Below are 24,472 nucleotides of genomic sequence, written 5' to 3'. Positions count from 1 at the left end.
ATATGGTGTTTGAAAGTAAGTACTCCACGATGGTTGTACCATCATGGAGTACTGCGTGCAATGAGAGAATAGAAAACGAAGTACGAGCTTAGGCGATATGACATTTTACTAGGCGATGAATATAATCACATGGAATGTATATTAAACTAAAGAACTCGTACAAGCTCGTAAGTTTTAACGTAGTAGTTGTCACGACATATAAAAGGTGTCATACTGTTACTACAAAATGTACAAATTTATACTACTTAAAAATAGATGAACTTAAAGCACTTGATTGTCGACTAAAGGCAACGAGTGCTTTTTTGCGTTTTAGCGTAGAAATTTAAAAGAGCACTATAATTTTATAAGTACATTAAGTGTTAAATTTTTATTGTTGTTTTATAGACTGTAGTGGCTATGTACAGTATACGACGATAGTAGAGGGAAAAATAAAGGGTTGTGTTACTTTTTGAAGTCATCGTAAAGTACGTTTTAACGGATGGACGTTATGCACACGTTATCCGCAAAAAACGGGTAAACGTTACAGGGACTTTAATTGCTGTAACGGGAGAGGACTCAATATGGAAGAGAAAGTAGTTGGTTATGTACGAGTTTCAACAGAAGGGCAAGTACGTGAAGGGTACAGTTTAACATATCAAGTAGAAGAAATTGAACGGTACTGCATTGAAAATGAACTACAACTGCTTCACATATACGAAGATAAAGGAATCAGCGGAGCGAAAGTAGATGAAGATGGATTAACAGTTGAACGTGAAGGTCTACAAGAGCTATTGTCGGATATTGCATATCATCAAGTGGGCAAAGTTATTGTATTAAATACATCTCGGTTATGGCGCTCTGATATGGCAAAAGTATTAATACAACGAGAGCTAAAGAAATACAAGGTAGATGTGAAAGCAATTGAACAACCGAATTACAGTATATATACACATGACCCCAATGACTTTTTAGTAAATGGCATGTTAGAACTATTAGACCAATACCAACGTCTTGAAATTGCATTAAAACTAAGTAGAGGGAGAAAGAAGAAAGCGGAACAAGGTGGATATGCGGGGGGCGGTGTGATGTTTGGTTATAGAGTAAAGAAAGGGCAAAAAGTGTTAGAAGTAGATGCGGAGAAAGCGGTAGTTGTACGTAGACTATTTGAATTAAGACACTTTTTTAAACATTGGTCACTTACTCAATTGGCAGAACGACTGAATAGGGAAGGTTATCGTACAGAGAAAGGAAAGCTGTTTACGAAAGTACAAGTGAAACGCATGTTAGACCGAGAGAACTTTTATCGAGGGGTATATACATACGGGCAAATACAAACAAACGGTAAACATTCAGCAATTTTATAACAGTCGTACTTAAAAAAATCGCTCATTTTACTATATGTACTTATGAAGTTACGAAAATGGATAGGCTTGCGTACCTATGCGCATCGGAAGATGAACGCTCGAACTAAGGTTGCCGACATTTTTATATATGACTAAATTATTGAATAGAGGGATGAGTTATGCATAATAGGCAGAACTATTTGTATGTAGGAGTAGATTTACATAAGGAGCATCATACGGCTGTTATTATTAATTGTTGGCAAGAGAAACTAGGAGAAATACAATTTGAGAATAAACCATCTGCATTTTCGAAGTTTTTATTAGAAGTAGAGACATATGTGAGTGCTGGGGTATCAGTTGTATTTGGTTTAGAGGATGTTGGTGGTTATGGAAGAGCGTTAGCGAAATATTTAGTAGATCATGAACAAGTAGTGAAAGAAGTAAATCCAGCTTTATCATTTTTAGAGCGAAAAAGCCATGTGACGACACAAAAAAGTGATAGTTGGGATGCGGAATGCGTAGCCCGTATACTAATAAATAAGTTAAATCAATTACCAGATGCAAAGCCAAACGATTTATTTTGGTCGATACAACAACTAGTTTCAAGAAGGAATGCATTAGTAAAAGCACAAAGTGCGTTAAAGAACCAATTACATATTCAATTAAACCACCATTATCCAAGTTATAAAAAGTTTTTCTCAGAGTTAGATGGAAAAACAGCATTAGCATTTTGGCAGCAATATCCGTCACCCTCTTGTTTAGAGGGGGCGAATATAAAGCAATTAACAGCTTTTTTATTAGATGTTAGCAACAATACATGTTCAGTAAAGAAAGCAAGCGACATATTAAAACTTGTAAAAGAAGATGGACATACAATGAAGGAATATCAAGAAACACGAGACTTTTTAGTAAGAAGTATTGTACGGGACATTGAGTTTAAAAAGACAGAAATGAAATACATCGAAAGAGAATTAAAACAGTTAGTAAATCTACTAGATTATCAATTAGAGACGATGCCGGGAATAGAACTTGTGACGGCATCAGCATTAATTGCAGAAATTGGGGATGTAAGGCGATTTCCAAATGCCAACATGCGGGGATTGCGCCTGTTTACTTTGGTTCTGGTGGGAAAGGTAAGACACATAAAAGCAAACAAGGAAACAGGGCGCTACACGCTTTATTTTATAATTTAGCAGTACAGCAAGTGCAAGTAGCAAAAGGAAGTAAGAAGCCACGGAATCCAGTGTTTCATGCGTACTACCAAAAGAAATTAAAAGAAGGAAAAACAAAAGGACAAGCATTGGTATGTATTATGAGAAGGCTTGTAAATATTGTATATGGTATGATGAAATATAAAACAGCTTATGAATTGCCGGTAGTAGAAGAAAAAGAAGTAGTTTAATAAGGTTTTACATGGTTTGTTTTTTTATTGTGAGGGTTTAAGATTACAACATAGGGTACGGGTGAAGCTACTAGACTTATTCCAGGTACCCCTGGAAAGGTTACAGGAGGTAGTTCTACAAAATTAGGGCAAAATTTATTGGAATCCATGGGGCTTCCACGTTCTGCATCACGGAAAGGATATCAGGCACAACATATAATACCTAAAAACTTAAGAAATCATCCGGTATTAAAGAAAATTGGAATGGATATGGATCATGCTGATAACGGGATATTTTTACCGATACCAGCAAAAGATCCAAGTGCTTTGTCTAGGCATAGAGGATTTCATAGTGTATATAATAATGTGGTTAAAGATCAGTTAGATAAATTAAATATCAATCAAAGTATTAAGGAGTTGGAACAACAAGTATTTGAATTGCAACAAAAACTAAAAAAAGGTACAGAAAGTGGCTTGCCATTATACAAATCAAAGGTATTAGAAATTGGTATTGAGAAGTTTTACAAGACAAAATTAAATGAAGAAATAAAGATTTGGCAAAGAGGTGGCGGTGCTACTGAAGAACTTTGGGAAAGGTGGATAAATAAATGAAGTACGGAAAAAACACTCAATTAGTCGAAGAGGTTATTAATTTTATTACAAATTTACAACTTTTTCATAATGAAAACCTTCTAAATCGTGATGTTGTTATGGTTAATGAGTATGAAAGAGCACAAGAATTGGCATGGTCTCAAGATTTGGATGAGGTTGAAAACGTTTGGGAAGATATTAAATCCTCAGAAGGTGGGGAAATAATAGGACAATTATATGAGCATGATTTAAACTCTATGGAGCGTCCTATAAGGGAGATTATTCAATCATCCGAGAACTATCCAGGTGATTTTGTATTACAATATATTGATATTTTTGAAGAAATAATTGGAGATTTACATATGTGTGCACTAAATCGTTTAGTAAATGGAAAAGTGGATAATTTTTATGAAAAGGTATTTAAGGTGTATAAAATGGGAGGATGGCCTTGTGGATGGAACGGTGAGTACATGAAAGGGAAAATGATTGTCTACTTACCAAATGAAAAATGAAGACTTACATACCGACATACTTTATGAATTTAATGAACTCTATTGCGAAACGATTATAGAGAGATGACAGGCGATATGTTTAAATATATTGATAGTTTAGGAGGGATTATTAAATGATTAATCTATTTAATATTCCAGATTTGATAGAAAATTCAGCAGCGAGTGATATTGAAATTCAAGCAGTAGAAAATCGCATGAATGTTACATTACCAAATGTATATAAGGGTTTATTGAGATGTGCAAATGGCTTTTCAATCGGTGGTGGGTTACTTATTTATGGTACGGAGCATATTGCAGAAAGGAACGAGGTTTGGGAAGTAAATGAGTATGCGATGGGGTATGTCTCAATTGGTGATGACGGTGGCGGTAATGTATTTTTAATGGCTCAGCATGCAGAGGAAAAAGGGGTGTTAGTAATTGGTTCTGGGGATATGAATCCAAGCCATGCTACTGTAATTACCGCTGATTTTAAAAAATGGGTGAATAGTGGTTGTGTAAGTGAAATAGAACAGAAAACAATAAATAAGTCATCTGATATTTGTAATATAGTGTTAGTGAAAACTCCTAGTGAAGGTTTGAAAGATTTAATAAGAATAAAGAATGTATTAGGGCTTGAGATTCCTGCAGTAGATTTGCTAAAGGGTTCAAAAAATCTTCCTTATATATTAGTAGAGAGATTTCCATACGGTAAGGCGAAAAAACTAATTGAAAAACTAGCAATTAGTACTACGATACTGAGTATAGAAATAACTGGAAAAAACAGTTAATATTAGAGGGTAACTTTCATACGATTAGAGAAATCGATATTAATCCAAGAGAGTAAACAGGGAGAGTTAAACATGATCATAAATGATGTGGTTTTTGGTGAGATTGAATATACATATGGATGGGTTAAGGACATTACCGTTGAATTTTGTGGAAAAGAAGTTGAAATAGCATTGATAGTTAAAGGTGAAAAAGACGGTAAGTTTGATGAAGAACAATATACTGCTTATAATTCATTATTGCAAAATTGGGAACAACTGCAGCAAGTTTTTTTACAAGCGATTTTAGACTATTACAAGCAAGAGCGTCAACAATTAGGATATGATATTGGATTTAATGAAAATTATCCGCATATTGAAACAATTGATCAGTTACTTAATAGGATCACTTTAGTTGGAATTGTAGTCCCATATGGAGATATTAATGAAGAGCGAGATATTGGGATAACTTTCGATTGTACATGGGATACAGAGAATGGACTTGGACTACGTCTATTAAATGAAAAAGTAACTGAAGTGGGGTATCAAGACGTTGCCATTTAACTTTTAATCTAAGGAGTGAAAAAGTAGTATGAAAGAATTTGAGGAAAAGTTTAGTGAATTGCAATCGGATATGATATCTATATGTATGGAATATGTTGAAGACAGGGCCGATAAAGTATATGTGTATGCTTCATGTGAAGAAGACGTTATTTCAAGCAGCTTCTTTTATTTGATTAATAATAAGTATGTAGAGTGTCATAAAGTGAATGATGCATTGGAAGATGGAGACGGAAAATATGATGTGTCTCCAAAAAGAATGTTTATGGTACTTCGAATACTATGTGAAGATATCGAAAAAATCGAAGAATTATGTAAAGAATATGAAAGAGATATGCCAACAGAGATGAAGTTAATTTATGATACTGAGAGTGGAAGGTTTAAAGCTGAATACAAGTATGATTTAATATATACTCATGACGAGATTAAAACGGCCGATCATATTGCTGATGAGTGGTTTGAAGAAGTGAAAAATAATAAGCTTTAAAAGGGGTTACAGTAATTTCAGAACAAAATATCGAACAGGAGGTTAATTAATATGGAAAAAGGAATGAATAAGTTGTATAGAGAAATAGCCGAGACAGTTAATGAAATGATTCCGGAAGAATGGGGAAAATTCTATTTTTATGCTCAAATATCTGAGACAGGTGGAGGAACTTACTTTTTCTATAACACACCCCAGGATGAACAGAACTATAAGTATAGTTTAGAAATTGCTTATGAATACGACATTGATAAAGAGTACTATAAACTGAAGGGTAGAACTTTATTTGAGTTAAGTAATAAACTAAGGAAGGTTTTTAATGATAATCAACAAGAACTGTGGTACTCTTTTACACTATCTCTTGATAGCAATGGAAAGCTGAAGGTGCATTATGATTATACCAATTGGTTCGATACTGATTATAGTTTTGGTGACCAGTTAGTTATTTGGGAGTATAAATACTTAGGAACAGAACCAGATGATAGTGAAAGTAAAGATTTAATTAGCAGATATTTAGATGAGTATCCAGATAATCCAATTTAGTTAAATAGAGCAGGATAGAAATACTCAGTTGACCAGATACAAAGAGGTAAGACTATAGAAAAAACAGAAAAAAGAAGTGGAAAATATTATGTTATAAAAGAGATAAATTAGATTGGGGAGCATGCAAGGATATTAAAATGGACAATTATAATTCGTAACGAGTAAATAGGAGGACATAGTGAACAAGAAAAGGCAGTTACTTCAACAAGTAAAAGTCGTGATACATAAGTTGGAGAAAGACTATGTTAAAGATATTAATAGTGGCATTTTACAATTAATATATAAAAGATATAAGAAGGCATTAAAAATATTAGAGAATAACGAGGATATTAAGGGAATAACCATTGTGGGTGGTGTGCGTGCGTATATGGACAGTTACAATGACTATCCACATGCGCTATTAGAAGAATTACATAAGGCTGAAACGATAATTAAAGAATTAACTAACAGATAGTGATAGAGGAAAAGTATGAAGAGGAAAGCTAACTTTTTAAACTAGATAAAAATAATGCAGGGGGGACTCTATGGAAAGTGAGGAAAAAGCGATAAAAATCTATGATTTCATTAAAAATGGTGATATAGAACAAGCGAAAGAGATAATTATTACTGATAAAAGTTTGCTTGATTTTGTAACGCCTTATGGAACGTGGCTACATGTTTCGGCTAGAGCTGGTGAACTGGATATGATAAAATTTCTTGTTGAATCTGGTCTGGATATTAACCTTAATGAAGGTGTACCAAAGTCAGCGCCTATTGCACATGCAGCTAGTAAAGGTGAAATTGGTATTGTAGAGTACTTATTTGATAATGGTGCAATATTAGATGTTAGTGCCCCAAATAGAAATCCACTATTTGCAGCTATTTATGGCGGACACCTTGATATTGTAAAGTTTCTCATTAAAAATGGTCTGGATATAAATATCAAGTATACAGAGAAGACTATGAAAGATATGGGAGCTTATGAATTTGCTATTGAAAGAGGACAAACGGAAATTGCTGAATATTTAAAAATTTATACTTAAGGTGGAAGCCATATATTGATTTAATAGAAAAGTATGGAACACCACATATAATGAATGTTTCGGGTTTGTGCCTTTTCTTGGATTAGGCGGATTAGAAAAGTTGAAAACTAATGATCATATTAATTTAATTACCCAATTCATTTAAAAGGAGAAATTTATATGGACTCTCAATCTGAGGTTAAGAGATTATATAGTTGTAGATTTTTAAAAAATCAATCGGAATGTGAAGAGTTTGATAATATATTAGAAAACTTAGCAGATTGTACTGATGAGAAGCTTATTAAAGAGTTGTGTATAGTATTTGAGGATGAAACACAAGCGGAAGAAGTTATGTTTGGTTTAGTTCATTTTATTGAAAGTTTTGAAATGGAAAAATATCTAACAGAGATGCCTAAAGCTTTACCAAAAATGGTTGAGAGTGCAAAAGAGTGGGCAATTCTACTAAACATAAGAATTTTAAATAGTGATTTATGTAGAAGTGAGTATGCTAAAGTGCTTGTAGGAATGAATCATGATATACAACTAACGGTAATTGATTTACTTAATGAAATTATTGCTGATGACCCTAAAAGATTTGAGAGCACTGCCAATGAGGTTCTTAGTCAATTACAGGGAGTTAATAAAAATAAATGAGAATTGTAGAATTTACTGTATTATAGATAAAACTGAGAACACCCTAGCGAAGAGCTAGGGTGTTTGTGTTATATTGTTTCACCATATGCTTCAGAATTAGGAGCAGGAGTAATCAACGAATCTTTTGTAGCGTTTCCTATAATAGAATGTAGGTGTTTAACATTTAAATATATGAAGAAAAACAATTAAGCTTTTATTTTATTTAAAATGGATACTCTATTAGTAGTGAATAATAAATAATTTTGCTTTACTGTCTTAATTAAAATACGATCAGTTGTACCATATGCTGTTCCAATTCGGATTGCGCTTTTTTCTTCAACACCAGCATATGTATTATCTTCAGTTACCTCAGTGATTTCACATAATGGAATATGAATTTTAGAGAATTGCCATGAAATAATTAGTTCGTCTTTTGTTTTTTCAACATTAATACCTAACATGTTACCAAGACCTTTCTATATTAAGATTTTACTCTTTCAATTTTATTATACAAATTTACGGATTTTATTTCTATTTTTTTACAGGAATTATGCAAATAACAACGAGATAAATGTTCATAATTACTTTCATTCTTATTATAACGAATTCTACAATAGAAGACAGAACGTATATTTGGTATAATCAAAACATACTATATGAAATGATGTACATGAGTTTGAAATTCATGTAATGAGGTAAGTACTACATAACAATAGCTAATATTCAAAGTTCTCGTACCTATAGGATTCAATTCATGTTATATAAACCAATTGTTAGAAAGGAAAAGATGTAATGAATCAAATTTCATTTGAAGATTTATTTGAAGAAGAAAAAGAAAAGGTGGAGATAGCTGAGATACCAGTACCTTTATCGCCCTTACAAAAGGATATTTTAGAATTACTTAATTCTGAAGAAATAAGTGCACTTGAGCTGTGCGAACAATTAATACGAGCTGGTAAAATATCAGATGAAAGATTCACAACTGATAAGCCTAAAGCATACGGGCAAGTATGCTTACTATTAGAAGGTTTTGTTAAAGAAGGAAAGCTTATTTTTGTCAAAAGTGATGAGAAAAGAGATAGGGTATATAAAGTGAAAGACGAAGATTCTAACGCATAAAATGTATAAAGTATAGTAATGAAATAAGGAAGTCCTCATATTTGTGTTGAAAGATTATTTTCACATAAGCGTGGGGATTTTTTTGGAGGGAGGATGTATGAAAAATTGGGAGTATAACGAATTATTTAATGCAATTCAGGAGGCGTATGAAGAGTTATTAGATGAAGAGAGAGGGTATCGATATGCTATAGCAAAACTAGCGGATGAATTTGATAATTTAGGAAAAATTGAAGATGTTATAGTGGATACTGCCATAGGAGAAATTGCAGTCGATCATAATATAGTTTTTGTTGGGCGTATTGAAGGTATAATAAAGAGGCTAAGTATGTTGAACCCTCAAGAGGCAGAAGGTGAATTGACAGTAGAGGAAATAAAAGATTTATCGAGAAGAATAAATAATGTAATAGAAGGATTAAAAAATATAAAGGTTGCTTATAAAACTTCGATTGAATAGTTCATGTTCCTGCAAATCTAAGAGGTATAGTTAGACAAGAGAACAGAAATATAGGGGGTGATGTTATGGAGGAGAAAAGTATAAATAAAACAATAAGAAATGCTATTAAGCTTGGTGATAGTAATGAAGTAAAACGTATAATAGGTGATAATCCAGAATTTTCACATTCAATGACACCATTTGGTACGTGGTTACATGTTGCAGCAAAGAAAGGACATATTGAAATTGTTCAGTATTTGATTAATAAAGGGATAGATATTAATGCTAGAGGTGGTACATTTGATGCTTCTGCATTAAATTTGTCCGCAGGAGAAGGACATTTAGAAATAGTAAAATATTTAGTAGAGTCTGGTGCCGAATTGGATGTAACCTTAGCAAAAAGAAATCCACTATTTGGAGCAATTTATGGCGGACATAAAGAAGTAGTTGAGTTTCTAGTTGAAAAAGGAATAGATATTTCAATTAGATACACTGGAGAAAACATTAAGAATATGAATGCTTATGAATATGCTGAAGAATTCGGACAAACAGAAATTGCAACATATATAAAGCGTAAGATGGATAAGAGATAATAAAGATTGTAAAAGGGATAAGACTAAAAATAAAGAGATTAATAGGCTGTATAGCTAATCAAAAATAGAGAATTAAAAAAAGGTTTAGGAGATGAATTTATGGGAGTGAAAAAATGGCTTTTTTCAGGAGATTATTTAGCTGAAGATAAAATAGTTGAAGTAGAAAGTTTATTCGGATTTTCCCTTCCCGGTGATTATAAAAATTGTGTAATGGAAAGTGATGGAGGTTATCCAGAACCAAATACGTTTGATTGTGATAGTGGAAGAATTGAGGCGGTCTTCAATGATTTGATTAGTTTAACTGATGAAGACTTAAATATAAAGATGTTTTCTGAATTTGCCATACAAAAATTGATTCCCTTTGGTAGAGATCCTTTTGGAAATTTAATTTGTTTTGATTATCGACAGAACAAGAATGAACCAACAGTTATATTTTATAATCATGAAGAACAAAATGAGAGTGCAATTGAGCCAATTTGTAACACATTTACGGAATTGCTTAATAGATTGTATTATTAAAGTCAATATTACATAAATAAAAGGGGTACAGACGAAATGAACGGTATAGGGAACTTAATTGAAAATCATGTTGAGACCTTGTTTCTTATCTTTGTAAGTATAATTGTATTGATATTTCAAAGTATTGTCTTTGTAAGAATAGCAAGAGACTGGTTCAAGAGTAAAGATATAGAGAAGTTAAAAGAAGATAAACAGTATATTAAGAAGTTAACTATAGTATACATAGGAATTATGGTAATAGGTGCTATAACAAACTTACCTTTATTCGGATTTATATTGTTAGGTTTTATGTCTAACACTATTATATTAACGTCTTTAAAGATAGAATTGTCTGATACAAAGTCAAATCAGTTGAAGACTGTAAAGAACTCAAATTTCATGTTATGGTTTTTAATAAACGCTATGCACTTAGTATTATTCTTTATTGAGGGAATAAAACTTATTAAAAGTATTTAGGAGTAGACTTATGGATAATTTCACATTAAACCCTTTAGATTATATAGAATGTGTAATGAAGAATAATGGATCACATGTTAGCCCAGAAGTATTTGAAGTTGAGGGGAAGAGAAAAGTTTTTGGCACATTACTAACTTATGATATGGATGATGATGAAAATATTATTGAGGTATTTCATGACTACAATGACACATTACCGAGAGCATTGGTGCCATTCGCATTTGATCCAGCAGGAAATTTAATTTGCTTTGATTATAAAAATCATAAAGAAGCTCCAATTGTTGTCTTTTGGGAACATGAAGACGCATGGGAAAAGGAAACATTGATGGAAAGTGAAGGGATTACGGCAGAAGAAGCAGAGGAAGTAGCGAGGGAAAATGTATTTTTTGTGGCTAATAATTTTAAGGAGTTTTTAAATAAATTACATGATTAGTGGAGGATTAGAATAAAAGGATTATCTCATAAGTGGTGGTTTTACTTATTCGTGAGGTAACCTTTTTTTAGAATGGAGCTGTTATGTAATTAATAGTTTCAAAATAATATAAGAAAACTAATCTATATATGATTGTAAGGGTATGGATAAAACAAGTAAGAAGATGATGACATCATAAGTTTTTTAGATTACAAGAAAACGAACTAATAATGGCAGAAGAGAGACTTGGGATTACATTTCCTATTGAGCTTAGAAAGTTTTACTTAGAGATTGGTTATGGTTTTATAAAAGGAAGTAATGTGAATGCAATAAATAGAATAATGGATCTTGATACTGTAGCAGATATTACATTGAGGGAAGGGGTTTTTGAGTTCGATCCAGATTTAGATGGCATATACGAAGAGGAAGATAAACTAGTTTTTTTCGAAGTAAATGAGGGGATATATTTAACCTTGAATTTAAATACGCTTCAACAAGCGCACGTATATTATTTTGAAAATAAAATAGCTGATTCACTGATGGAATTTATAATAAAGATCAATCGGGACAGTGAATATTTTGAAGATGAAAAAAGGAAAGGATAATCTCTTTTGGATACTCAAGAATATTTAAAGCGATTATATGATAGTCGTTTGCTGCAAAATGAAAATGAGATACGAGAGTTTAATGAGTCATGCATACGAGTAATCGAGTGTAATGATGTTTCTGTTATTCCAGATTTGTGTTTAGTTTTTGATGATGATACGGAACAGTTTGACGTTATGTTTAGTTTGATTCATGGGATAGAGAGCTTATATGAAAATAATATAGAAGAGGGATTGAAATATATTGCTACAGCTGCTCCGTCGATGATGAGTGGCGCTAAAGACTGGGTAGAGATTATACATTACAGAATACTCAATAATCCGCAAATAAGAACGGTGTATGGAAAAGTACTTTCGCAATTTAATCCATCCATTACGAGTGGCATTAAAGAACTATTATTGGAAATAAAAAATGAAGATCCTGATATGTTTAGTGAATCTGTTAATGAAGTCATTAAGCTTATCTAATAGTCGAATAACGTGAGTAAAAAAGGGTATCAATCTTTATCGGATTGACACCCTAATACGAAGTTTTTTTAACACCTTACATATTTACGTTTGAAACCAAGTCTGCCTCTATCAAGTTCTTTCTGGATACTTTCGTGAGCATTTAGTAAACTGCTTTTTTTCTTATCACGTTTTACTTCAACTATACCAACTTCTTTTGCAGTTTCAACTGCCTTTTCGTGTAGTGGTACATATGAAATTGCGACAGTGTTTAGAAAATTATCCATAGCGGATTTTGTTCGTTCTGGTGAATCATGAATCGTATTTTTCACAATTTCAAGCATATCGGAAATTTTGCTTTCGGAAAATTCATTGTCTTTGCGATTTCCTAAAAGCCAGCAGTAGCAACTCCATCCTGCTGACATTCTTAGCTCGTCCCCACTTTTAATCCATGTATCGGCAACATCTTGTGCAATATCGGACTCTGATAAAGTCACTGCCACCACATAATCAGACAGCATATAAAAATACGCCCCGTCTATCCAACGATTAAAATCAGACTCATTCATAGCTTTTGGATCTGCAATAATACCTGCAAAGTACATAGCATCGTAGTTACCTGTGGAGTAAAGTTCCTCAGCTAAATCTTGATATTTTCTTAGCAATTGGTTTCATAGCGCCTGTAGCCGCGCCGAAAACTGGCTCATGTGCACCGTTAGATATGTATATTTTTTTTGTTCGTTCCTTACCGAGGGCTTCAAGCTCTTGCATAACTGTTTTAAAGTCCATAGCTGTGCACGTCCTTCCTTAATATAAAAACCTTTTTAAGTGTAATTATCTAGTTTACAAGTCTTTCATACTTCTCAATTTTAATACTAATTGTATTCAGGAGGTATGTCTACTTTCTAAAGTTCATCGAAACTTGGTCTGATTTTTGAATGAAATAAATTACATTTTATTGCAAATGAAAACAGAGCTAATCGAGAGGATGGTATAATATAGAAAAAAGTGGATGGTAAAAATCAAATAGGGGGAAGTCGATTGGAAAAAGAACTGAATAGGTTATATAGAGAGATAGCGGAAACGGTTAATGACATGATTCCGGAAGAGTGGGAGGGATTTTATTTTTATGCTCAAATATCAGAAACGGGAGGGGGAACTTACTTTTTCTATAACACCATCAGAAGTGAAAAAAAGTATACATATAGTGTGGAAATTCCTTTTAAATATGAAATTGATGAAATTGAATTTGAAAGAAAAGAAGATTCTTTATATAGATTGAGTAAAGAATTAAGAAATGTTTTCAAAGATAATCAGCAAGAACTTTGGTACGCCTTTACGATGTCGCTTGAACATAGTGGGAAATTTAACATGCATTTCGATTATACAAATTGGTTCGATACAGAATATAGTTTTAGTGATCAGATGATTATTTGGAAATATAAATACTTAGGAGAATTACCAATTGATGAAAATGATAAAGTCTTAATCAAGAAGTATGATAGTGAATTTCTGAATAATCCCATTTAACTGAATGGAAAGAAGAAATGCTTTTTTATAAAAATCATGAGTTTTAAATTAGTCGATAAGTTACAAAGCTATTTCTACAAGATAAGAATTAAAGGGGAAGTAGAATGGATAAGATTCAAATTGCGAAAAGAATGAGAGATTCCATAAAGAGTGGTCAATTGGACACGTTAAGAGATTTACTTGAGAAAGAGCCTAAGATGTTGGAATATGTGACGCCATTTGGTACGTGGTTACATGTAGCAACAGCGCATGGACAGTTAGAAATAATAGAGTACTTAATCAATTCAGGAATTAATATTCATGCAAAGGGTGGGACTTTTTCTACAAATGCTCTTGAAAGAGCTGCTACGAAAGGATATCTACATATTGCAGAGTATCTCATTAAACACCAAGTTGAAATAGACACTAGCGAGCCGGATCGAAATCCTCTGTTTGCTGCAATATATAGCAGTCATTTTGAAATCGTTAAATTGCTAGTTATGAATGGTATAGATATAACGATAAAATATTCTGGTAATAATATGAAAGATATGGACGCTTATACGTTTGCTATTGAAAGAGGGGAGATGAAAATTGCTGAATATTTAAAGTGTAAGTTGAATGAGAAAGTATAATATATTTTCATAGTGGAGGACGCTATTAATGGAAGTACATGGAATGGTTTCAATATGGTTAGGGAATATGGAAACGCAAGATCAGTTAGATGTATATATGGAGGTTACATATAATGAAGAAGGAGACTCTATATCAGCAAGGTTTTTTGTTGATTTTAATATTGATATGATTGATGTAGATGAGGATTTTATTGAAAAGGAAGTGTTAGAAGAAGCGAGTGATGATATTTCTGTGTTGTTAACGGGATGCTCATATGATGATAAAATACTTTCTCGAATTAAGGAAGAAGTTAAATTAAAGAAATCCTATAATTCTATCGTATTAATTTATAATTTTCAGTATGACAATGCCGTTAGTAATTTTGAAGGCTTTGATTTTGTAACTGCTACAAGCTATCTATAGTTGTGAGAAAATCATAGTAAGGTAAGGAAGAATAAAAAATGAATATGTATAGTTTTTCCAATAAATATTTGGTATGATAGTGAATGGGAAAAATATACATATTGTTAATGGTTAATAGAAGGGGGGATTGTATTGAAAAGAACACCTGAATTCGTATTAGGTTTAATTGGTGGTATTTTGGGAATTATAATTTCTATTATTTTAATAATTGTAGCTATTAATGTTATGGAAGGTTTTGATTACAAACTTTTGGCTTATTATTCTATTATTTTAACGGTTCAAATAGGGCTATTCATTTTATCATGTTTAGTAAACAAGGTTAATAATAAAGTTTATGGAGTTTGTATGATTGTGATTCCTATAGTTATGTTATTTATGTCATTATTCTTTTTACTTATTCCGACAATATTACAAATTATGTCTGGTTCATTTGCATTTAGAACATTAAAGTTAGACTCTAATTGATGAATATAGCTTAAGTGTAATTTTTAGAGTCTGTATATTCAAAAAAATAGATGTTTTCGTGTGCAGTTCAAATTAACATAAGGTACAAAGTTGTATGCATTAGGAGGAGAAACAAATGATTATTTGGTCAGGTTGGGGTTTTTTAGTCGCAATTATTGTAATTATTAATACTCTTTTGGGTAAGGTTTTCTTTGAATCTATAACGGGAGACGCTACATATTTTCAAGAACATAGTTGGCCAATGGCAGTAATGTTTATTATATCAGGGCTTATGTCTTGGTATTTAGGAAAATATATTAATAAACCAAGTGGGAAAATTTATATAGATGCCGAAACTGGTGAAAAAGTGATGTTTAACAAAAGGCACTCACTATTTTTTATAAAAATGGAATATTGGGGACCGATTCTAGGAGTTATTGCGATTATAACTTTAATTACAAGATAAAAATAAAGGATGAGTATAGTACGAATAATCTATTCAAGCAAAAGGAGAATTCATTCATGAACGCAAAGAAACTACTAGGGGTAGCAGTTCCAGTCATGTTGTTATTTGGTTGTGGAGTTTCTGAGAAAACGAACACTTCTAAACAGGAGAAAACAGAAGAGTCTAAAGTAAAAGAATCGAAGTCTAAGATTCAGAAGGAAAAAGTTTCGAAGGAAGACTACCCTAATAAAGTATATAAATTAGGGATAGAGTTTGATAAGTTGTTTGCCGAGCATAATAAAATAACAAGAGAGGTTTTTGACGGTAAGAAAAAGAAATCAGACCTAGTAGATAGTGTGAAAGAATTGAATGAAATGTTAGATAAATTTGAGTCGATAGATCCGCCGAAAGAGTATGTAAATCAACAAAAGGATTTTGAAAAAGCAATTAGTTATTTTAGAGAGTCTTTTTCTTTAATAAATGAAGTATTCACCCGAAAAGAAAAAAGAGAAAAAGGTGATAAGACTGATAAAGAGTTAATCGAGAAATCCGAAAAGCTAGTGAAAGAAGGAGATATTTACTGGCTTAAAGCATTCAAAGATCTTGAAGGGGATATTAAAGTCGGTGACGGTACAGTATCTATGAAAGATTTGAAAGAGTTAGATAAGAAAGCTGGAATTAACACGGATAACGTTATGAAGAATGTGAAAGATGGTACGGAGTTAATCGGTAACTGGGGATTCCAAGGAACAGACGGTTTCAATATGTCACTCATTCTAAAAGGTGATAAGACATTTGAAACATATGGTAAAGGTGAGTATCCAAATAAAAAGAATTATATTGAAGGAACTTGGGAGTATGATAAGGAAGCTTTTACAATCTATTTACATCTCAATAAACGTTTAGTAGACGGTGTAGAAGATACAATTCAAAAAAAGAAAATAACATATAAAGTTCAAGATTATGATGGGAAAAACTTGCGATTATTTAATGAGACGTCATTCAATACAATTAAGTATGTGAAGCAAAGTTAAAGTTATGTAGGGACTAGGTTTAAATGGCATAGTCCTTAATTAAAGTGTGAGTATGTAAATAATAGGTTATCTTTGGTTCTGTCTACTTAGTATCATGTTATTGTTTAATAAGGTAATAAATGCAATTTAAACTTAAGCATGTGAGGTTGGTTATAAGTGATAAAGAAATTTACTAGAGTAGTATTAACGGCGGTTATGCCAATATGTCTTATTACGGGTTGTGGAACTGCTGAAAAAACTGAAGCAAAAGAGCCGAAAGCGGTACAAGCGGAGAAAAAGGATTATACGGATTACTCATATGGTAGCAAAGGTATATTAGTAAGCGGAAAAGCGAAAGAACGTCTACAATACGAGGTTGGGTATATGGATGATAACAAGTTAATTGGGATCGATGAAAATATTGAGGACTGTATTATTTTAGATAATAAAGATGAAGCAGGTTACATTTGGAAACAAATAGAGCGCGGATCTATTATTGAAGTGCAATATGGTAAGGACCGCAAAGACATCGTAGGGGTACAATTAGTAGGAGATCGTAAGCCATACGAAATTAGTGATAAGTTTGATCGAAATACGATAAATGAGATTGTCGGACAAGTTAAAGGTAATTTGTAATAGATGTATTTCGCTAGTATATGATCTATTATCATGAAATGGCGAATCACATACATAAAAGTTTGGAATCAACGGCATTTTTTATATGAAAATGCCGTTGATTTATTTTAAAAAGTAAAGGGTATTCTATAGTCTTGTAGAAAAACACATATTAAAAAATATACTTATGAATTAGTCTTCTTTTAGTTGTGATGATCGTCGTAAGGTCATTGCCCAGAATAAAAGAGCACAAGCACTAACAGATGCACCTAATATACAAACTCCGTTCCATCCGTAGCTTGCATAAATGTTTGTGGAAAGAATAGCACCTGTAGCACTGCCGATAGAATAAAAAATCATATAACTAGCAGTGAGCCGACTTCGCGCTTCAGGACGCACTGTGAAAAGTATACTTTGGTTCGTGACATGTACAGCTTGCACAGCTAAATCTAAAAGGATAACACCGATAACTAGTAGGAATAGAGAATGGTTCATTAATTTAATGAGGAGCCATGAAAGTAATAATAAGGATAAGGCTATGCCAGTAGTTCTTTCTCCCAATCCGCGATCAGCGAGTTGTCCGGCCTTAGTGGCAGCTAATGCACCAGCAACTCCAGCAAGACCAAATGCTCCGATAGCTGTATGTGATAGATTATATGGTACAGCACTTAGAGGTAAAACTAATGAAGTCCATAAAATACTGAAGGAAGTAAAAATAAGCAATGCTAATATTCCGCGAATACGTAAGATCCTTTCTTCTACAAATAATAAGAGAACAGAATGTAATAATTTACGATAGGTCATAGCTGTTTTTTTATGTTCAAGATTAGGTAAATTACGATATAACAAACCAATTACGAAGAGCATAAGTACAGCAGAGGTAAGATAAACGGAACGCCATCCCGCTAGATCTGTTAATGTTCCGGCAAATGTACGTGCAAGTAGAATTCCTATTACGACACCACTCGTGACGAAACCTACTATTCGCCCACGGTCTTCTGGGTTAGCTAAAATGGATGCGTATGCGACGAGTGTCTGCGTAACAGTCGCAAGAATTCCGACTAAGGCCATACCTATAAAAAGTACGGTACTTGAAGGAGCGACTCCGACCACAATTAAAGCGAAAACGGATAAAAGCATTTGAACAATAATAAGTCTTTTTTGGCTTAACAAATCACCAAGTGGAACTAATAAAAGTAATCCGAGTGCATAACAAACTTGAGTAATCGTAATAACGACACCAATAGTTGAATGGTTGATCTTAAACTCATTTGATAAAGAATCAAGTAGAGGATGGGCGAAGTATATATTCGCCACAGCCATCCCGCAAGCTATTGAAAATAATAGAGTTATATAGCGGGGCATGATTGTATTGATAGGTAATTGGAACTGATCATTATTCTGAGTAAGAGCAGTTGTTGTTTTTTCTTTAGTATTCATAATATCATCTCCTTTTGTTTTTTAAAAAAATAACGTACCGAACGGTATATTATTTCGTAAGTAAAATATAAACAGGGAGAAGTTGCTATGTCAAGTTAATTGTAAAGTAATTTCAGTTTCTTTTGACATATCATTTATAATTTTATACGATATATAATATACTGATTAGTACATAAAATCGTGATTTGTAATTTAGAAAACAGATGAAGAAAGAGGAGGGGTTAAATGGCTCGACTACGCGAATTTGATGAAGAAAAAGCTTTGGATGCTGCTATGCAACTTTTTTGGGAGAAAGGATACGCTACTACTTCATTAAGTGATCTAACTGCTAAAATGGAAATACAAAGACCGAGTTTATATGCAGCCTTTGGTGATAAAGAAGGGCTGTTTGAAGCTGCATTACGGAGATACACGAATTTACACGCGACTAGCATTCGAACAAAACTTCAAAAAGAACAATCTGTCAAAGAATCAATTCGTATGTTTTTTGAAAATATGGTGGAAGAGGAATATAAAAGAGAATCAAATAAAGGCTGTTTTTGTATTAACACAATGGTTGAGATTGCCCCTCATAATGAAAAGTTTGAAGTGTTGACTAGAGAACATCAAATGTATCTTTCAGTTATATTTCAAGAATTAATCGCCAAAGGTATTCAGTCTGGAGAACTGCAAAGTGATGTGAATGCTAAAGCATTAGCACAAACGCTAGTCACTTCATTAATTGGATTAACAGTGTTAATGAAATCTCGTCCAGAACGTTCAGTTGTAGATAATTCGGTATCTATCATATTATCGTTATTAAAATAAATGTAACAGAATTGTATTTCAATCAACTATGTCGATTATAGACAATTTTATTTATAAACTTTCAACCTTAAAGCACTGAATTGTCTACGAAGGCAACAAGTGCTTTTTGTTTTCCGGTAAATATGAGCAGGTGAGTCATAATAGTTGTCTGCAATGTATGAAGATTGTTGGAGACATTTGTAATTAGACATCAGATAAGAGGGGCATGCAAACACTATATAACCCCCTTCAAAGCCCCTTATAAGCACCTACCAAGTAATAAATCACTAAGAAAAAACAAAACAAAAACAACTACAAGAACAAAAACGCGCGAAAAAACAAAACCGTTGTTGTAGTAGTGAAAAATTTTGAATTCAACTGCCCAAACCATCCGTACATTCCTATATTTATATTGAAGGATTGGAATTTTCCTATTTGCTAGCAAAGAGTGGAGGGAAACTGATGGCGGTGTACCGTAATGTGCAGGTGAACTTTTGGCAAGATGAATTCATATTAGATTTAACGCCAGAAGAGCGTTATTTTTATATATATTTGTTAACTGGTACGAAAACGAAGCAATGTGGTATTTACATATTGCCAAAGCGTTTGGCAGAGCTTGAAACTGGTTACAGTATGGAGACTGTTGAGAAGTTATTGAACCGGTTTGTGGAATACGGGAAGATTTTATATGATGCGGAAACGAAAGAGTTATTCATAATAAATTGGCTACATTATAACCCTATTTTAAATACGAATGTAGAGAAGTGTGTGTTACGTGAGTTAAAGACTGTGAAAAGTAACGAGTTCATACATATGTTTTTACGTAAATGTCTTGAAGAAGAATACAAGATTCCATTATTACTACAGTATTTTGGTATGCCGAAAGAAGAGGGTTCACAAGCAGTTATTGAAGAGAAAGAAGATATGAAAGAGGTAGAAACGGTAGAAGAGGCTACTTCGCATAGTAAAGTTTATAAGTTTTACGAACAAAATATAAGTAGTCTATCTCCATATATCGTGAAGGAATTGAAGGAGTGGATACAAAAAGTTTCAGGAGAGACAGTATTAGAGGCGCTTAAAATCGCGTTTGAAAATAATAAGGGAACACTTGCTTATGTGCAGGGGATTTTGAGGAATTGGTGTAATAAAAAGTTGGAGAATTCTAGTGAAGAAAAGAATGTGATGGGAAATTTGGAGCGAAGGAGAAGTATTTTGAGTAGTGTTTTTTAATTTATATAAATTTAATGTAGAATATACGTTCGTATTCAGTGGGTTGTATGCTATACTATTTTTGAATGATAGAGGAATTATATATGGGTATTTTTTCTTTTATAAATAGATAAAAAGATGCGGGAGGAACAGAGTTTGACAAACAGTACATCAAAGTTGTTTCAATATATTAATATGACAGAAGAGCAGAAACAATTATCACTGCGATATTTAGAGTCGAGAGAAGAAGCAATTTTAAAGGATATTCAACTAACGACAATTAGAGATCAAAAGAGAGCCGATTTTGCGGAGCAGTTTATAAGCGATTTTAGGAAAGTACATAAACAAGATCCGGCTTTCTTTCGGTTATTTTATCATATACTCGAGGGGCAATTATTAAATGTTCTTGTAGTACGTTTTGCACATGTAAGTTTTCCTAAAATGAAGGTTTATTTAGAAAAAAGTGAACTTCCTTTGGAGAAACTTGTAGCAAGTGCATGTAAATATTTATCCAATATTTCAAGTTATGTGAATGAAGCAGATGTTTTTCTTAGAGAATTAATAAGTGAGAATCCGAACTATATAGATGAGCAATTATACGCTTTACCAACTCAGCAGCAATTAACATTATTTCTCGTAATGTTTGATGTAGATTATGAAAAGTTTCGTACATATAGTTCTTTATTGAATGAGAGATTAGAAGAGCATGCAGAATTTATATTGAAACTACTAGGAGAAAAGGAAAAGGTTGAAGCGGTTAAACGGTATATTAAAGGTGAAGATGGTAGTGAAGTATTTGTAGGTGGGGCTTTACCAGAATATATTTGGCGACTATTATTTTGTGTTCATAAGTATTCAAATGTTGCGAGACGATATATTGAGATATTAGCGAAGAAAAATGTTTGGAGTTTTATTAATTATGCTACACGTTATATGTGTCATACTCTCGGTCAGTCTCAAAACTACAAAAAAACAGGTAGTGTAAATAAAAACACATATGAAGGTATTCAAAGTTTTTGTAAACAGTTTTGGATTTCTGAGGAAAGGTTTTTTGCACATCGTTTGAGACAACATGATTTGAATAGTGAAGACTTTTGTAAGACGTATGAATATGAATTGCTATGCTTCATGGTGAAGGGAAATCCTGAATTTGTTCAACGTACTTTGCATTATTTAAGTAAAATTAATTATCTCATCATCGCACGAATGTTAGCTGAAAAAGGGCATGAGCTAAATAGAGGGAAAATGCGAGAAGAATTTTTTGTGGCTGCTTTGCAAATTAAATTGTCTACAGTGCGGGATACATATCGTGATTATTTGCTAGGGAAATTGTCATTTGAGGATATGAAGCAAATACTTAAAAATCCGAAATATAGAAGTATGTATTGGGGTATGCCAGTTTTAGAGGTCGCAATCCTTTGGGATATAGATGATGTGGCGAAGAGAGAAGCCGTACTTACACTACAATTCGGAGATGATTATAGTGTTAATTTATATGAACTCCTTTACGAATGTTCTGTCAGAGGGATAGAACCGAAACAAGTATTGGAAGATCTTCTTTCGTATGGGTTAAGTAAGGAAAAGCTTATCGCTTATGCAGTTGAACAAGCTGCATGCTACAGTGAAGAGAGAAATAAGGCGAAGGAAGCGCTTGTTCATGTCATTGTAAAAGAACAAGCGTACATAATTGAACGATTTGATGAGCATTCTACTGTGGCCAAAGCATATATTTTAGAAGAGTTAGCAAGGGATAACATAGTTAAAATGCGTCCAATTTTAATCAAAAGCTTAGGCGCTTCTTCTAAAAAAATCCGTGAGTCTGTAGTTAAACTGCTTTCAAAAGATGTAGAAGCGGTAGAATACGTAGCAGTTGAACTTAATAATAAAAAGAAAATTGTCCGTGAACATGTGATGGAAATACTTATAGATTATAAGATTGAAAAATATATGCAACTTGTACAGGAAGCTTTACAAGAAAAGAAGAATGCCTCTTTTATCGAGAAGTTTGCTCCATTACTTGAAGTGGGAAAAGTAGGAGGAGATTCAAAAAATATCGAAGAGCTTTGTAGTCGTATAGTAACGGAACAAAAAAGAGATGCACTTGTGCAGTGGATTGGATTTGAACCAAAGATCCGTCTTCGCGATTCAAATGAAATAGCAGACGCAACAATTTCGTTAGCTTATATACAGCAGTATATTTCAGATTCTGTTATTGAGAAGAAGGAGGCAGCTGAAGTAATTGGTAGTACTTTAAATGAACAAGACTTGAAAGAGTATGTACAAACAATATATCAAATATGGATTTCTCAAGATGCAGATGTGAAGAAACGTGGAATCCTTTCATTATATGGAATATATAGTGATGACAAAATGGTAGGTATACTTAAAAAGCAAATTGATGAATGGGTGCTTCATATGAGAGGGAAGATTGCAGCGGATGCTGTTCAAGCTTTGGGCTTGTCATCATCTAAGCTTGCACTTACGTCTATTCATGCAATGGCATTTAAATATAAACATAAGTTAGTGCGTAATGCGGCAAAAGAAGCACTAAGTCTTGCTGCGAAAACACGTGGTATAACGGAAGAAGAGCTGGAAGATCAACTGGTACCAAACCTTGGCTTCAATATACGTGGTGAAAAGGTAATTGATTTCGGAAATAGATGTTTTACTGCTATTTTAACTTCAGAGTCGAAAATGGAATTAGAGACAGAAGAAGGAAAACGTATGAAGTCACTTCCAAAGCCGAATGCAAAAGATGATGTAGAAAAAGCTGAAGAAGCTAAGAAAGAGTTATCCACTTTAAAGAAAGAGCTTCGAAGCGCTCTTTCCATGCAGAAACAACGTTTGGAAGCTGCTCTATCACGAAAGCGCTATTGGTCATACGATTCGTGGAAGTCGGTATTTCTGGAGAATCTAATTATGAAGCAATTTGCAACTTCACTTATTTGGGGTGAATATACGGAAGGAAAGTTGCTTAAAACGTTCCGTTATGCGGAGGATGATACGTTTTATTCAATGATAGGAGAGAATCATGAGCTTTCATCTGGAACTGTTATTGGTTTAATTCATCCGTTAGAATTATCCGGGGCGAAAAAGGAGTTATGGAAAGAGCAACTGACCAATTCGGGAATTGTCCAGCCGTTCCTACAAATTGAACGTCCAGTGTTTGTAGTAGAGGAAAATGAGGAGATTGCTGTTGAGAGATTTGGCGGTATTTTACTAAATGGTCGCTCGTTATTCGGTAAGATGACGAAACTTGGATGGACTCGTGGATCGGTTCAAGATGGCGGCGTTTATTATACATTTTATAAAGAAGACACTCGAACTGGAGTAGGAGCGGAACTTTCATTTAGCGGAGCGCCGATTGGATATGAAGGTGAAGAAGATGTATGTGTATTTGAAATTCAATTTTATAAAGCGGGTACAGTGAACCGCGGTTCATATGAATATGACGAAATTGATGATGAGAGACGCATTGTACCAAAACGAGTAGATAAGCGTTTCTTTAGTGAAATATTATATAATGTGCAATTAGCGACCGAGTCAAATCTTGGTCATAATGAAAGCTGGCGTAGCGGACGATAAGAAAAACCCCCTTCATTGGTAGGAAAATGAAGG

Annotated in this window: 30 protein-coding genes and 3 pseudogenes; 30 read left to right on the top strand and 3 right to left on the bottom strand. The window is 33.2% G+C overall.

All coding sequences use genetic code 11. The features are described from left to right. Window positions 1-560 precede the first annotated feature (560 nt). The 12 genes and pseudogenes from EXW56_RS15395 (at window position 561) to EXW56_RS15340 (ending at window position 7,792) form a co-directional block, all read left to right on the top strand. Window positions 561-1,343 (top strand): recombinase family protein, encoded by a 783-nt coding sequence (locus tag EXW56_RS15395; protein WP_215557186.1) that lies wholly within the window; start codon window positions 561-563, stop codon window positions 1,341-1,343. 158 nt (window positions 1,344-1,501) lie between these two features. Further along, a pseudogene (locus tag EXW56_RS15390) lies at window positions 1,502-2,724 on the top strand (IS110 family transposase). A 78-nt stretch (window positions 2,725-2,802) separates the two neighbouring features. Continuing rightward, entirely contained in the window at window positions 2,803-3,315 is a 513-nt protein-coding gene (locus EXW56_RS15385; RefSeq protein ID WP_044784602.1) for an AHH domain-containing protein, read from the top strand. Continuing rightward, a complete protein-coding gene (locus tag EXW56_RS15380) occupies window positions 3,312-3,806 on the top strand; it encodes a cytoplasmic protein (RefSeq protein WP_215557184.1) in 495 nt (164 codons plus the stop codon). Before EXW56_RS15385 ends, EXW56_RS15380 begins: the two co-directional genes overlap by 4 nt. A gap of 113 nt (window positions 3,807-3,919) precedes the next feature. Continuing rightward, the gene (locus EXW56_RS15375) at window positions 3,920-4,573 is read left to right on the top strand and encodes an SMI1/KNR4 family protein (protein WP_215596738.1); all 654 of its coding nucleotides are present in this window, start codon (window positions 3,920-3,922) and stop codon (window positions 4,571-4,573) included. A gap of 72 nt (window positions 4,574-4,645) precedes the next feature. Then, complete coding sequence (locus EXW56_RS15370) at window positions 4,646-5,113, top strand: DUF2004 domain-containing protein (RefSeq protein ID WP_215596737.1); 468 nt, start codon at window positions 4,646-4,648, stop codon at window positions 5,111-5,113. A 28-nt stretch (window positions 5,114-5,141) separates the two neighbouring features. Continuing rightward, window positions 5,142-5,597, top strand: coding sequence for an immunity protein YezG family protein (locus EXW56_RS15365; RefSeq protein WP_002066154.1), 456 nt, complete (start codon window positions 5,142-5,144; stop codon window positions 5,595-5,597). A 51-nt stretch (window positions 5,598-5,648) separates the two neighbouring features. Continuing rightward, window positions 5,649-6,137, top strand: coding sequence for an immunity protein YezG family protein (locus tag EXW56_RS15360; RefSeq protein WP_002066155.1), 489 nt, complete (start codon window positions 5,649-5,651; stop codon window positions 6,135-6,137). A gap of 178 nt (window positions 6,138-6,315) precedes the next feature. Beyond that, the gene (locus EXW56_RS15355; RefSeq protein WP_215596736.1) at window positions 6,316-6,591 is read left to right on the top strand and encodes a hypothetical protein; all 276 of its coding nucleotides are present in this window, start codon (window positions 6,316-6,318) and stop codon (window positions 6,589-6,591) included. 70 nt (window positions 6,592-6,661) lie between these two features. Continuing rightward, window positions 6,662-7,159, top strand: coding sequence for an ankyrin repeat domain-containing protein (locus EXW56_RS15350; RefSeq protein WP_215596735.1), 498 nt, complete (start codon window positions 6,662-6,664; stop codon window positions 7,157-7,159). Between the two features lie 67 nt (window positions 7,160-7,226). Then, complete coding sequence (locus EXW56_RS28105) at window positions 7,227-7,304, top strand: hypothetical protein (protein ID WP_162617079.1); 78 nt, start codon at window positions 7,227-7,229, stop codon at window positions 7,302-7,304. A 14-nt stretch (window positions 7,305-7,318) separates the two neighbouring features. Beyond that, window positions 7,319-7,792: an Imm30 family immunity protein gene (locus tag EXW56_RS15340; protein ID WP_002066158.1), complete on the top strand. Its 474-nt coding sequence runs from the start codon at window positions 7,319-7,321 to the stop codon at window positions 7,790-7,792. Between the two features lie 185 nt (window positions 7,793-7,977). Here the strand turns inward: EXW56_RS15340 and EXW56_RS15335 are convergent, their stop codons facing one another. Then, window positions 7,978-8,232: a SunI/YnzG family protein gene (locus EXW56_RS15335; RefSeq protein ID WP_002066160.1), complete on the bottom strand. Its 255-nt coding sequence runs from the start codon at window positions 8,230-8,232 to the stop codon at window positions 7,978-7,980. Window positions 8,233-8,563: 331 nt separating this feature from the next. Between EXW56_RS15335 and EXW56_RS15330 the strand changes: the two genes are divergently transcribed. The 8 genes and pseudogenes from EXW56_RS15330 (at window position 8,564) to EXW56_RS15295 (ending at window position 12,376) form a co-directional block, all read left to right on the top strand. Further along, a complete protein-coding gene (locus EXW56_RS15330) occupies window positions 8,564-8,890 on the top strand; it encodes a DUF3895 domain-containing protein (RefSeq protein ID WP_002199919.1) in 327 nt (108 codons plus the stop codon). A gap of 97 nt (window positions 8,891-8,987) precedes the next feature. Further along, entirely contained in the window at window positions 8,988-9,344 is a 357-nt protein-coding gene (locus EXW56_RS15325) for an Imm3 family immunity protein (protein ID WP_070128765.1), read from the top strand. Between the two features lie 65 nt (window positions 9,345-9,409). Then, a complete protein-coding gene (locus tag EXW56_RS15320) occupies window positions 9,410-9,916 on the top strand; it encodes an ankyrin repeat domain-containing protein (RefSeq protein WP_002199921.1) in 507 nt (168 codons plus the stop codon). Window positions 9,917-10,015: 99 nt separating this feature from the next. After that, window positions 10,016-10,435: an SMI1/KNR4 family protein gene (locus EXW56_RS15315; protein ID WP_002110774.1), complete on the top strand. Its 420-nt coding sequence runs from the start codon at window positions 10,016-10,018 to the stop codon at window positions 10,433-10,435. A gap of 36 nt (window positions 10,436-10,471) precedes the next feature. Then, entirely contained in the window at window positions 10,472-10,891 is a 420-nt protein-coding gene (locus tag EXW56_RS15310; RefSeq protein WP_002199922.1) for a hypothetical protein, read from the top strand. A gap of 10 nt (window positions 10,892-10,901) precedes the next feature. Then, a complete protein-coding gene (locus tag EXW56_RS15305) occupies window positions 10,902-11,324 on the top strand; it encodes an SMI1/KNR4 family protein (RefSeq protein ID WP_002199923.1) in 423 nt (140 codons plus the stop codon). Between the two features lie 170 nt (window positions 11,325-11,494). Continuing rightward, window positions 11,495-11,908 (top strand): annotated as a pseudogene (locus tag EXW56_RS15300) (SMI1/KNR4 family protein); the annotation flags it as partial. Between the two features lie 6 nt (window positions 11,909-11,914). Then, window positions 11,915-12,376, top strand: a complete 462-nt coding sequence (locus EXW56_RS15295; RefSeq protein ID WP_002110743.1) for an Imm30 family immunity protein — start codon at window positions 11,915-11,917, stop codon at window positions 12,374-12,376. Window positions 12,377-12,444: 68 nt separating this feature from the next. Here EXW56_RS15295 and EXW56_RS15290 read toward each other — a convergent pair. Beyond that, a pseudogene (locus tag EXW56_RS15290) lies at window positions 12,445-13,144 on the bottom strand (DNA alkylation repair protein). 252 nt (window positions 13,145-13,396) lie between these two features. Here EXW56_RS15290 and EXW56_RS15285 point away from each other — a divergent pair. The 7 genes from EXW56_RS15285 (at window position 13,397) to EXW56_RS15255 (ending at window position 17,440) form a co-directional block, all read left to right on the top strand. Beyond that, window positions 13,397-13,885 (top strand): antitoxin YezG family protein, encoded by a 489-nt coding sequence (locus tag EXW56_RS15285; protein WP_002199927.1) that lies wholly within the window; start codon window positions 13,397-13,399, stop codon window positions 13,883-13,885. Window positions 13,886-13,989: 104 nt separating this feature from the next. After that, window positions 13,990-14,499 carry an ankyrin repeat domain-containing protein gene (locus tag EXW56_RS15280; protein ID WP_002199928.1) on the top strand — a complete coding sequence of 170 codons (510 nt, stop codon included), beginning with the start codon at window positions 13,990-13,992 and terminating at the stop codon, window positions 14,497-14,499. Between the two features lie 28 nt (window positions 14,500-14,527). Next, a complete protein-coding gene (locus tag EXW56_RS15275; RefSeq protein WP_215596734.1) occupies window positions 14,528-14,902 on the top strand; it encodes an immunity 22 family protein in 375 nt (124 codons plus the stop codon). A gap of 132 nt (window positions 14,903-15,034) precedes the next feature. Continuing rightward, on the top strand, window positions 15,035-15,367 hold the full coding sequence (locus tag EXW56_RS15270; RefSeq protein ID WP_002110738.1) for a DUF4064 domain-containing protein: 333 nt from the start codon (window positions 15,035-15,037) through the stop codon (window positions 15,365-15,367). Window positions 15,368-15,482: 115 nt separating this feature from the next. Further along, window positions 15,483-15,812 (top strand): hypothetical protein, encoded by a 330-nt coding sequence (locus EXW56_RS15265; protein ID WP_002110737.1) that lies wholly within the window; start codon window positions 15,483-15,485, stop codon window positions 15,810-15,812. Window positions 15,813-15,868: 56 nt separating this feature from the next. Continuing rightward, complete coding sequence (locus EXW56_RS15260; RefSeq protein ID WP_002110736.1) at window positions 15,869-16,825, top strand: DUF3994 domain-containing protein; 957 nt, start codon at window positions 15,869-15,871, stop codon at window positions 16,823-16,825. A gap of 156 nt (window positions 16,826-16,981) precedes the next feature. Next, entirely contained in the window at window positions 16,982-17,440 is a 459-nt protein-coding gene (locus tag EXW56_RS15255) for a hypothetical protein (protein WP_002199931.1), read from the top strand. 171 nt (window positions 17,441-17,611) lie between these two features. On the opposite strand, the gene EXW56_RS15250 is transcribed toward EXW56_RS15255, so the two are convergent. Then, entirely contained in the window at window positions 17,612-18,859 is a 1,248-nt protein-coding gene (locus tag EXW56_RS15250; protein ID WP_002199932.1) for an MFS transporter, read from the bottom strand. Between the two features lie 225 nt (window positions 18,860-19,084). Between EXW56_RS15250 and EXW56_RS15245 the strand changes: the two genes are divergently transcribed. From EXW56_RS15245 to EXW56_RS15235, 3 genes are all read left to right on the top strand, one after another. Continuing rightward, window positions 19,085-19,666, top strand: coding sequence for a TetR/AcrR family transcriptional regulator (locus EXW56_RS15245; RefSeq protein WP_002199933.1), 582 nt, complete (start codon window positions 19,085-19,087; stop codon window positions 19,664-19,666). Between the two features lie 357 nt (window positions 19,667-20,023). Beyond that, the gene (locus EXW56_RS15240; RefSeq protein WP_176555937.1) at window positions 20,024-20,875 is read left to right on the top strand and encodes a DnaD domain-containing protein; all 852 of its coding nucleotides are present in this window, start codon (window positions 20,024-20,026) and stop codon (window positions 20,873-20,875) included. 135 nt (window positions 20,876-21,010) lie between these two features. After that, window positions 21,011-24,439 (top strand): DUF4132 domain-containing protein, encoded by a 3,429-nt coding sequence (locus EXW56_RS15235; RefSeq protein ID WP_215596733.1) that lies wholly within the window; start codon window positions 21,011-21,013, stop codon window positions 24,437-24,439. Window positions 24,440-24,472: the final 33 nt, after the last annotated feature.

Source organism: Bacillus mycoides, assembly GCF_018742245.1.
GTDB classification, from domain to species: Bacteria; Bacillota; Bacilli; order Bacillales; family Bacillaceae_G; genus Bacillus_A; species Bacillus_A cereus_U.
The sequence above is the reverse complement of the archived record's forward strand: the minus strand, read 5'-3'. Positions and strand labels throughout refer to the sequence as shown.